The 10,084-nt window shown below is 59.2% G+C and carries 12 protein-coding genes; 7 read left to right on the top strand and 5 right to left on the bottom strand.

Annotated features, from left to right (window positions below):
* Window positions 1-128 precede the first annotated feature (128 nt).
* Window positions 129-779: an ABC transporter ATP-binding protein gene (locus tag NW805_RS02345; RefSeq protein ID WP_414421698.1), complete on the top strand. Its 651-nt coding sequence runs from the start codon at window positions 129-131 to the stop codon at window positions 777-779.
* Here the strand turns inward: NW805_RS02345 and NW805_RS02340 are convergent.
* Window positions 770-1,948 (bottom strand): murein hydrolase activator EnvC family protein, encoded by a 1,179-nt coding sequence (locus NW805_RS02340; protein ID WP_414421524.1) that lies wholly within the window; start codon window positions 1,946-1,948, stop codon window positions 770-772. The two genes, NW805_RS02345 and NW805_RS02340, sit on opposite strands and share 10 nt — an antisense overlap.
* Window positions 1,949-2,357: 409 nt before the next feature.
* Here NW805_RS02340 and eda point away from each other — a divergent pair, with 409 nt between their 5' ends.
* Genes eda through NW805_RS02325 form a run of 3 tightly spaced genes read left to right on the top strand, consistent with a single transcriptional unit; the run spans window position 2,358 to window position 4,117 of the window.
* Window positions 2,358-3,071, top strand: a complete 714-nt coding sequence (gene eda, locus NW805_RS02335; RefSeq protein ID WP_414421523.1) for a bifunctional 4-hydroxy-2-oxoglutarate aldolase/2-dehydro-3-deoxy-phosphogluconate aldolase — start codon at window positions 2,358-2,360, stop codon at window positions 3,069-3,071.
* Window positions 3,072-3,096: 25 nt separating this feature from the next.
* Window positions 3,097-3,588 carry an rRNA maturation RNase YbeY gene (gene ybeY / locus NW805_RS02330; RefSeq protein ID WP_414421522.1) on the top strand — a complete coding sequence of 164 codons (492 nt, stop codon included), beginning with the start codon at window positions 3,097-3,099 and terminating at the stop codon, window positions 3,586-3,588.
* Window positions 3,572-4,117 (top strand): diacylglycerol kinase family protein, encoded by a 546-nt coding sequence (locus NW805_RS02325; RefSeq protein ID WP_414329599.1) that lies wholly within the window; start codon window positions 3,572-3,574, stop codon window positions 4,115-4,117. The genes ybeY and NW805_RS02325 overlap by 17 nt, the downstream gene beginning before the upstream one ends.
* Window positions 4,118-4,141: 24 nt before the next feature.
* Here the strand turns inward: NW805_RS02325 and thrB are convergent, their stop codons facing one another.
* Window positions 4,142-5,068 (bottom strand): homoserine kinase, encoded by a 927-nt coding sequence (thrB, locus tag NW805_RS02320; RefSeq protein ID WP_011433497.1) that lies wholly within the window; start codon window positions 5,066-5,068, stop codon window positions 4,142-4,144.
* 301 nt (window positions 5,069-5,369) lie between these two features.
* On the opposite strand from thrB, the gene NW805_RS02315 reads away from it, so the two are divergent.
* Window positions 5,370-6,605: an anion transporter gene (locus NW805_RS02315; RefSeq protein ID WP_414421521.1), complete on the top strand. Its 1,236-nt coding sequence runs from the start codon at window positions 5,370-5,372 to the stop codon at window positions 6,603-6,605.
* Window positions 6,606-6,689: 84 nt separating this feature from the next.
* Window positions 6,690-7,418: an SDR family oxidoreductase gene (locus NW805_RS02310; protein ID WP_011433499.1), complete on the top strand. Its 729-nt coding sequence runs from the start codon at window positions 6,690-6,692 to the stop codon at window positions 7,416-7,418.
* 97 nt (window positions 7,419-7,515) lie between these two features.
* On the opposite strand, the gene NW805_RS02305 is transcribed toward NW805_RS02310, so the two are convergent.
* From NW805_RS02305 to NW805_RS02295, 3 genes are read right to left on the bottom strand one after another with little or no spacing between them, the layout of a single operon-like run.
* The gene (locus tag NW805_RS02305; RefSeq protein WP_414421520.1) at window positions 7,516-7,800 is read right to left on the bottom strand and encodes a hypothetical protein; all 285 of its coding nucleotides are present in this window, start codon (window positions 7,798-7,800) and stop codon (window positions 7,516-7,518) included.
* Between the two features lie 24 nt (window positions 7,801-7,824).
* Complete coding sequence (locus NW805_RS02300; protein WP_148202743.1) at window positions 7,825-8,115, bottom strand: hypothetical protein; 291 nt, start codon at window positions 8,113-8,115, stop codon at window positions 7,825-7,827.
* Window positions 8,069-8,560, bottom strand: coding sequence for a hypothetical protein (locus NW805_RS02295; RefSeq protein ID WP_414352129.1), 492 nt, complete (start codon window positions 8,558-8,560; stop codon window positions 8,069-8,071). The genes NW805_RS02300 and NW805_RS02295 overlap by 47 nt, the downstream gene beginning before the upstream one ends.
* A 321-nt stretch (window positions 8,561-8,881) precedes the next feature.
* On the opposite strand from NW805_RS02295, the gene NW805_RS02290 reads away from it, so the two are divergent.
* On the top strand, window positions 8,882-10,018 hold the full coding sequence (locus NW805_RS02290) for a citrate synthase (protein ID WP_414330694.1): 1,137 nt from the start codon (window positions 8,882-8,884) through the stop codon (window positions 10,016-10,018).
* Window positions 10,019-10,084 lie beyond the last annotated feature (66 nt).

Below are 10,084 nucleotides of genomic sequence, written 5' to 3'. Positions count from 1 at the left end.
GCTTAATCTGCTCCTCCGGATAGAGGTGTTTCCCAAGCTTCGACCTTCCCGCTGAAGAAGGGCCATAGCTGTCGCGCGGGGATCTTCCGGTGCCAAAATAACGACAGCATCCCCCTCTTTTGCCCCCCATGTTGCAAGTTCAGCATCTTTCCTACCATCCGGCAGGCGTTTCCCAGCCCATTCTCAACGATCTTTCCTTTGAGTTGGGCCTGAACCAGTTGGGGCTGATCGTGGGCAAAAGTGGGGCGGGCAAGAGCACCCTGCTGGAGATTTTGGCTGGCTTGGCGCGGCCCACCCAAGGACGGATTACCTGGGGAGGGGCAGAACTTTCCCCCAACCGCTTGCGCAGCATGGCGGGGTTGGTGTTTCAGTTTCCAGAGCGCCACTTTTGCGGCTTGACGGTGCTGGAGGAAATGCGCTTTGGTTATCCAGAGCTACAGAGAAAAGAGATCGAAAACGCCCTCAGACAGGTGGGATTGGAAGAGATCCCTCTACATACCTCCCCAAACCGCCTCAGCGGCGGGCAACAGCGGCGCTTGGCCCTGGCCGTCCAGTTGATCCGTGGCCCGTTTTTGCTGTTGCTGGATGAGCCGACGGCGGGATTGGATTGGTCGGTGCGACGGCAGTTGATCGAGCTGTTGGCTCGGCTAAAGTCCACCTGGACGGTGTTGGTGGTTTCCCACGACCCGGAGGAGCTGTCCTCCATTGCCGATGTGCGGTGGACATTGCAGGCGGGATCCCTGAAGCTGTTGCCGACGGAGGCTTTGCTTCACAGGTAGCGGCGGGGATCCACCGGTTGGCCATTGACGCGCACTTCGAAGTGAACATGGGGCCCGGTGGAGAGGCCGGTGGAGCCGGAAGCAGCAACAACTTGCCCCCGCTGTACCTGCTGGCCTACCCCAACGGCAACGCGGCTGTTGTGGGCGTACAGGGTGGTGATGCCGCCCCCGTGATTCACAATCACCGTGTAGCCATAGCCGCCGTACCAGCCGGCGTAGATGACGGTGCCCCGGTCGGAGGCTCTCACCGCAGTGCCGGTGGGCACACCAAAATCGATCCCCGCATGAAAGCGGCGACTGCGGTAGATGGGGTGAACCCGCCAGCCAAAGCCACTGGTGATCGGCCCGCGCACCGGAGCGATGAATCGGCCCGTCCCTTGAACGGGATCCCTGCCCCCCTGCTGTTGGGCCTGCTGGGCGATCAGTTGCTGGATGAGGAGAGTCAACTGTTGGGAATCGGCTTCCAGCCGCCGTTGGGCTGCTTCATAGGCCGCGCGTTCGTTGGCCAAGCGGCTCAACAGCTGCTCTTGGGCGACCGCCTGCTGCTGCAGTTGGTTCTTCTGGGCGGCCAGCTCCTGCAAAATCAAAGAGATCTCGTTGCGCTGCATCTCCAGAGCAATGCGCTGTTGATCCACCTCCTTGGCCATTGCTTGCAGCTCTTGGATCAACTGCCGATCCGCCTCGATCAACAGTTGCAGTTGGTGGCGGCGGTCGAAAAACTCGTTCAAGTCACGGCTGGTGAGCAGCAAAGCCCACCAATGTTCGGCCCCCTGTCGCTGCATGTAGCGCAAACGGGCAGCCGTGCCCTGTTGCTGCCGTCTCAGGCGGTCTTCCAGCTCCTGTAGCTCCTTTTGAGCTTGCTCCAGGGCTTTCTGGGCTTGTTCCAGACGATACTGATTGTCGCGAAGGCTGGATTCGGTCTGTCGAATGTTTTGCTGCAGGGATCCCATGCGGCGGCGGGCTTCTTCTTCTGCTTGGCGCAGTTCTCCCAGGCGGCGCTGAGTGCTCTGGATTTGGTGCTGGATCTGCTGCTGCCGCTGTTGCAATTGGTTGACATTCTGCGCCTGAGACGGGACACCCCCCCCCAGTCCCCCCAACAGCAAGAGGGTGAGCAATCCAAGCATCACCCACACTTTCAGTCTGCGTGCCCCACGACTCAGACTCGTCACTCCTCACACCCTCTGCGACTGACCCATCGACCCTAAGGATACAAAGATCCCCACGGATCTGAATCGGGCCTGAGCTGGCTATTGCCGGTTATGGCTGCTTGACAAGAAATAGAAAGAAGCGACAGGACATAAGAAAAAGACCCTGGCGACACAGCGGCGTCACTCTCAGGAGCAGTGAAACTATTCGTTTCTTTGTTTTGACTTTCCTCTCCCAGGGAAAGAAGGGTTAGGGGCGAGGGGCAACCGGGAACTGTCTCAAACCTGTTTGAAATAACCACACCGCTGTTAGGCTCGTACTAACCTTTGGATCTCATGGGTCTGATGGTGGGCAGCCCAACCCACCGGCGAGCGACAGCGACCTCAACATCTGGCAAAGATGAGAAACCGATGAGAGGGTATTTCCCCACAGATGGTATTCGAGGATTTTGAGTGCGGTTTCGGGAAAGGGTCACAGCACCCCTGGCTACTCCATCTGTGGCAGCAGCCGCTGATCGCGGTGATCCGCCTCTGTGCCAGCCCAGCCCAAGCTCTCGAGGGAGCCATGCTGGCCATCCGAGCCGGGATCCGCCACATTGAAATCACCACGCAAGTTCCCCAATATCTGGAGCTGATTGCCCAACTGCGACAAGACCACCCGCAGTGTTGGATAGGGGTGGGCACTGTTCTCGATCGGCAGGTGGCGGAGCAGGCTTGGCAGGCAGGAGCCCAGTTTTGCGTTTGCCCCTTCACCGATGAGCAAGTTATCCGCTGGGGTCGGGAGGTGGGGCTGCCCATCGTGCCCGGTGCCCTCACCCCCAGCGAGATCTGGAGGGCGTGGCAGGCGGGGGCAACGGCAGTAAAGGTGTTTCCGGTGGAGAGCATGGGGGGATCCCGCTACCTGCGCCATCTACAATCGGTGCTGGGATCCCTGCCGTTGATCCCCACCGGGGGAGTCACCTTGGCCGGGGCAGCGGAATACCTGCAAGCAGGGGCCTGGGCAGTGGGTATTGCCGGGGATCTGTTCCCGACAGAGGATTTGGACTCAGGCTGCCATCTGTTGGAGAATCGACTACGACAGGCGCTGAAACAGCTGGCAGAGCAAAGAAGCAAAACCTGGCCCAATCTGGGCAAACCAGTAGAATAAGGGGCGTGGTGTGAGTGAGGCCCGCATGGATGGATTTTTAGATCTCTATCTGCAATTCAACATCCCCAGCCCGGTTGAAGAAGCCACTTGGCGTCATTGGTTTGAGATCTGGCTGAAAGAGCTGGGAGTCCAGGAGCCATGCGAGCTCAGCCTTTGCCTCACTTCCGATGAGCACATCCGCCAGCTCAACCGCGAGTTTCGCCACCTCGACGAGCCTACCGACGTGCTGGCCTTTGCCGCACAGGAGATGCTTGCCCCCTTTGGGATCCAAGACATAACGGGGGTACGCCTACTGGGGGATATTGTGATTTCGGTGCCCACCGCCCGCGCACAGGCCAAAGCGCAGGGGCATCGTCTCTCGCAAGAGTTGGCCTGGCTGGGCAGCCATGGTTTGCTGCATCTGCTGGGGTGGGATCACCCGGATGAACTGTCCCTACAGCGCATGTTGCAGCAACAGCGACAGTTGCTTGCCGCCATCCAACTGGATGGGGAGGTGGCCCATGGCCAACAGCCCTAGTCGGTTGCCGGAGCGTTCTCGCCTGGCGGTGTTCCGGCGGCGCGTCCATTCCAGAGACCCAGCGCAGCCATCTGAGGCGGATCGGGCAGCCAGTGCCGAGCCTTTGGGAAGGGATCCCTGGCGACGCCCCCCCTCTTGGCAAGTGGCCGACAACTTGGGCAAAAGTTTCTACTACGCGGGCAAGGGCTTGGTCTATGCCATCCGCACCCAGCGCAACTTGCGCATTCACATGGTGATGGCGGTGATGGCCTTTGGCCTTGGGCTGGGCCTGCAGCTGAGCGCCTTGGAAATGGCCGTGATTAGCCTAACCAGCGGTTTGGTGATGGCGCTGGAGCTGGTGAATACCGCTCTGGAAGCAGTGGTGGATCTCACCCTGGGCAGCAAGTACCATCTCCTGGCCGAGATCGCCAAAGATTGCGCGGCGGCAGCGGTGTTGATGGCGGCAGTGGCGTCCTTGATGGTGGCGGCTTGGCTATTTCTTCCGCCCTTGGTGTTGCTGCTGCAAGATGGCTTCCCGGCAGCAGGGTAGCTCCCCGACTGGAGAGGGAGTTTCCTATCCAGACGGCTGGGAGTGGATCACCACCCGTCCTCCCTGCCGGTCCAGGTTGAGCAGTTTGGCCTCCGCTTCAATATCCAACTGCGCCCAAGCGCTGACCATCGCGGATCCCACCCGTTCCCGATTCTCGGGAGCACAGAGGGCCAGAAGAGTGGGGCCGGCTCCGCTGATCACCACCCCATAGGCTCCGGCAGCCATGGCTGCAGCTTGAACCGTTTTGAACCCAGTGATCAGCTCCATACGCGCCGGCTGGTGCAGCCGATCCTGCAGAGCCACCTTCAGCCAGTCCACCCGCCCCGACTGCAAGCTGCGAATGAGCAGGCCCAGATGGCTGCTGGAAAAAACCGCATCCGCCAAGCTGACGGATTTGGGCAGGATCTCGCGGGCCGCTTGGGTGGAAAGCTTAAAGTTGGGCACTACGGCCAGGATGCCAATGCTCTCATGCCACTCCACGGGACAAAACACCCATTGCCCCTGCTGTCCCTGCACACAAAGCTGACAACTGCCCTGCAGGGCGGGCACCACATTGTCTGGGTGGCCCTCCAAGGCAATAGCCAGTTGTAGAAGGGTTTCGGGAGCTAAGTTGAGTGCTCCAATGGCATTGGCCCCCAGTAAGCCGCCGACAATGGCGGTAGCAGAACTGCCCAACCCCCGCGCCAGCGGCACGTTGAGGGTGATTTCGATTTCTACCCCTGGCACAGGCTTACTCAGCAACTCAAAGGCGCGGCAAAAAGCCCGGTACACCAGGTTGTCCTTGCTTTGGCTGATGTGGTCGCTGCCGCGGTAGTGGATGCTGAGGCCAGAAGGGATCTCGCGAAAATAGAAGTGATTGTAGAGCTCTAGGGCTGCACCGATGCAGTCGAACCCTGGCCCCAAGTTGGCGGTGGTGGCCGGGACGATGACCTCTACGCGTTCTTTGACCAAGGGGACAACTCCTCAGTGAACGGTGGGTAACTCAATGTCTGCGGGCTCCCATTATCCTACGAACGATGGCCAGACCTTGGATATTCTCGCCACCTCTGCTCGGTCTGCAGCTCGCCGAGGCAAACGCGCTGATCCAGCGGAGCTTTTGGACTATCCCGAAAGGTTTCTGACCATGATTGGTTCTTGTGACTTATTTGTGACTTCATTGAGTATCGGGAATGTTGGGCCTGTTTCAACTCCAGCCTTTGCCATTGGCTGAACCCATCAGGGATCCTGAAAGAAGTGCGGGAGGGATCGGGGGGTGCAGGGGCTGTCTTGGTTGGTGTTGGGTTTGAGCTATGTCGGGTTGGGACTGGGATCCCTGCCCAGGCTGCGTATGAACCGGGCCACCATCGCCCTGGTGGGATCCGCCCTGTTGATTGGCTTGGGGACCTTGTCGCTACGGCAGGCTTGGGAAGCCATTGACCCGACCACGATTGTGTTTCTCCTGAGCATGATGGTGGTAAATGCCAGCTTGTCCTATGGGGGGGCTTTTCAGTTGGCTTTGCTGGGCTTGATTCGGGTGAGCCGCAGCCCCTTTGGTCTGTTGATCATGCTGGTGTTCGGCAGCGGGCTGCTCTCGGCTTTCCTGCTCAACGACACGCTGGCGCTGGTGTTTACTCCCCTGACTTTGCAGGTCACAACGGTGCTGGGGTTAAACCCGATTCCCTATCTGCTGGGCTTGGCGGCAGCCACCAACCTGGGATCCGTCGCCACCCTGAGCGGCAACCCGCAGAATATCCTGATCGGCTCCTTCTCTGGGATCGGCTACCTGGAGTTTGCTGCCCAGATGACCCCCATTGCCGTGGTGGGGCTGCTGCTGGAAGTGGGGTTGCTGTGGCTGTACTACCCTGAGGTGCGCTCGTTGAAACCCTTTGCCCAGGTGCCTTGGCTACCGCTGCGGCTCTATCCGCCCCTGTTGCGCAAGAGCGTGGTGATTACGGGGGGGCTGTTTGTGGCCTTTGTAGCCGGACTTCCCTTGGCAGAATCGGCCTTGGTGGCGGCAGCCCTGTTGTTGATTACCCGCAGGCTGAAGCCGGAGCGATTTTTGGGGCAGGTGGACTGGAATCTGCTGGTGATGTTTTCCGGGCTATTTATCCTGACGCGGGCAACGGGAGAGCTGGTCACTGCTTGGGGGATGAGCTTGGGATCCTTGGCAGAGAGTCTGGCGGGATCCCCTCTTGCCCTGCTGAGTAGTGTGGCCGTTTTATCCAACCTCATCTCCAATGTGCCGGCGGTGCTGTTGCTGCAATCGTTCCTGCCCCGACAGGAGACCACCGCTTGGCTGTTGCTGGCTGCCGGCTCCACTTTGGCGGGCAATTTGACTCTATTTGGGGCGGTGGCCAATCTGATCACGGTTGAGGCAGCGGCCAAAAAAGGCTACGTGCTCTCGTTTGGAGAACATCTGCGCTTTGGCCTGCCCCTCACTCTCCTAACCCTGGGGTTCAGTGGGTTGTGGCTGTACCAGCCTTTCCTGTCTTCTCCACCGCTCAGATGACCTCTGTCGAGGGATCCAGTGGGGCTGTGACTGGCTTGTCGGGATCCCTGTGTATGATGGGAAAAAGAGTTTAAGAAACGTAACGTGTCTTCTCCGCTATCGCAGGCAGTTATTTTGATCACAGGGGCAACAGGGGGTATCGGCAGCGTCCTGGTGCCCATGCTGGCTCAGGCCGGATCCCATCTGGTGTTGGCCGCTCGGCGAGAAGAGCCCCTGCGAGCTCTGGTGGAGAAATCAGCCTCTTTGGGGGCTGCCTCTGGATTGGGGATCCCCACTGATGTGACGGACTATGCCCAGGTAGAGGCACTGGTCAACCAAACGGTGCAAAAGCATGGGCGCATTGACGTGCTGATTAACCTGGCCGGGGCCGGGATCCTGAAGCCTGCTCCCCAGCTAACCCCCGCAGACCTGGAGCGAATGCTGGCGGTCAACCTGAAGGGCAGCTTCTACACCAGCCAACTGGCTGCCAACCCCATGCGGGAGCAAAAATCCGGCCACATCCTCAATTTTCCCGGCGTCCTTGGACGTTATCCCATGGCGATGGCCTCTGCTTACTGTGCGGCCAAGTTTGGGGTGGTCGGGTTTAGCAAGTGCATGGCCGATGAGCTGAAGCGCTTTGGGGTCAGATTTACGCTGTTTTACTTCGGGGGCATCGACTCACCCTTCTGGGATCCCATCAGCCTGAAGGTGCAACGAGACAAGATGCTCAGCCCTGCCACGGCTGCGGAAGCCATCTGCTTTGCCCTTACAGCGCCCGCTGGTGCTGTACCGAGCGAGATAGTGTTGCAGCCGGAAAGCCACCAATTCCTTTGACCAAGTGTTTTGCCGTCCTTTTGCTGGGGTTGAGGCGGCAGCAGCTTGTCTTTTGGTGAAACAAGCGCTCGAGTTTCTCTCTTGGGCTCCCCCCGTCTCAATCTTGCTCTCTGCAGCCCAAAGCGCCAGCAGGGATCCTCATTTCTTGGCGGCAACGTTGGATCAGATCTCCCGACACCCCCACCAACCGTCCTAGCCATTCGTCCGGCACAGAAGCAAGCAACGCCGGCCCAAACTGCTGATGAAGATGCTGCCAGAGAAGGGTAGCCCGCCGCCGGCTGGGGTAAGCCTCTGTCAACTTTTGCAGGATCTCGGTGCTGCGAGCGCGACGACGATAGCCCCACTGACGCTCCAAAAAAGTGGCAGGGGCCTGCAGATACACTTGGCCAAAAGGACTCCGTCCCGCTTACGCGATCGGCAAAACTGCTCGGCAATCGCGATCGATGGCCAGGCCAACGGCTGCACCAAACTCCAGCAGCTCGACAATATGAGCTTTCTCCAGCAACAGCCCATGGGATCCCATTCCCTTAACCAGCCAAACCTGACCGCTGCGTACCTGCTCCAGAAGGGTAGAGGGATCCCGAAGCCTAGCCCAGAGTGGCGGTTCAACCTGCTTTCCAGGGCACGTCTGACCCGTACAGCCCAGTGAGTCAGAGCCGTTGATGGGTGTGGGGGTGCTGTTTGATGTTGTCGGCATCCTTCACCTCCACAACCGCGTTGAGGATCCGTCGGGGCTCAACGCTGTGATTGAGCCTGAACACCCCCCGCTCTGGAGTGCAGGTTTGGTGCAGGGGGATATGGCGAAACTGGGGCTTGCTGCGATAGGTGCGGGCCGCTGCCTGCACCCGTTCCACGAAGTCTTCTCCCAACAACACCCCTGGCGGGAAAACATCGGCAGGCAAAGTTGGGATCCCGTTGTTCACGATCTCGGCGTAGGTTGTGGCGTAGAGGAGAACATAGGAAGTGCTGCGGCGTTCTTGGGCTAGGCAGTCCAAATCGGCAGCAGGCACCGGCTCGGCCACCAAAACCTCTACCAGGCGACCTTCCTGATCCTGCTGGAAACAAGTGGCCACTCCCAGTACCACGTACTCCAGTCCTTGCACTGGGCTAGAGCCAAGGTGGGTTTGAGCAGTATCCGACATCGGTGCCGATCTCCAAGCGGGGGAGCAAATTTTTGAGGCTCCGGCAAGCGCCAAGATCCCTCAAGCCGGGCGCAGTTCTCACCATAGCAACAATTTTTGCGTCGGGCAGCGGGAGCTGTTGCAAGATAGAAGGCAGATCCCAGCCCAGCTCTCTGTAAAGGATGGCAAGGGCGGCACTTGGCTGCAGGGATCCAAAATTTGCTTTACTGTAGCGAAGCGGGGTCAGTGCTGCCCAAGAGGAACAAGGGGTTGGGTTCCAGGCACCTTTGGCAACCCTTGATTCATCATTATCTAGGAAATACTTGCTCTAAGGATCCGACCATGGCGGATGGCGAATACAGACCAGGCTTGGAAGGCGTTCCGGCCACACGCTCCAACATTAGTTTTGTGGATGGCCAGGCGGGGATCCTGGAATATCGGGGCATCCCCATCGAGGAATTAACCGCCCACAGTACCTTTCTGGAGACAGCCTACTTGCTGATCTTTGGCAAGCTGCCGACCCAATCGGAGCTGGACAACTTTGATCAGGCAATCCGCAGTCATCGACGGGTGAAATACCGCATCCGCGACATGATCAAGTCGTTTCCGGAGTCGGGCCACCCGATGGATGCTCTGCAAACCTGTGTGGCGGGCTTGGGGCTGTTTTACCCGCTGCGGGAGATGGATCCCGACTATGTATTCGGCACCGTCACCCGCTTGCTCTCCAAGCTGCCGACCATGGTGGCCATGTTCCACCAGATGCGACAGGGCAACGATCCCATTCCCCCGGACGATAGTCTGGATCACGCTTCCAACTTTCTGTACATGCTCTCGGGCAAGAAGCCGGATCCCTGGTTGGCCCGCATTTTTGACATCTGCCTGATCCTGCACGCCGAGCACACAGTCAATGCCTCCACGTTTGCCCTTCTGGTGAGCGCTTCCACGCTGGCTAACCCTTACAGCAGCCTGGCCACGGCGGTGGGTACCCTTTCGGGGCTGTTGCACGGGGGGGCCAACCAACAGGTGATGATGCTGCTGCGGCAAATTGGCTCGGTGGAAAATGTGCGCTCGTTTATCGAGGAGAAACTGGCCAAAAAACAGCGCATCATGGGCATGGGGCACCGAGTCTACAAGGTGAAGGATCCGCGGGCCACTATCCTGCAGCGGCTGGCCGAAGAGCTATTTGAGCGCTACGGCCACGACAAGTACTACGACATTGCCCTGGAGGTGGAGCGGGTGTGTGAGGAGTTGCTAGGGCCGAAGGGGATCTACCCGAATGTGGACTTCTACTCAGGGTTGGTCTACGCCAAGCTGGGGATCCCAGAAGATTTGTTTACACCGGTGTTTGCCATTGCCCGAGCGGCGGGTTGGCTGGCCCATTGGCGGGAGCAGTTGTCCGATAATCGGCTTTTCCGACCCACCCAGGTGTACACAGGTGAACGCCAGCAACGCTACATCCCTATAGAAGAGCGGGGTTGAGAGCCGTTTGACAGGGCGCTGGGCCGGGATCCAAACTCAGTAAGGCCCAAATTGTGCGTGAGGCGG

This window comes from Synechococcus sp. W60.1, from assembly GCF_047461575.1.
Lineage (GTDB): Bacteria > Cyanobacteriota > Cyanobacteriia > Thermostichales > Thermostichaceae > Thermostichus.
This window is presented reverse-complemented; position numbering and strand designations above follow the sequence as displayed.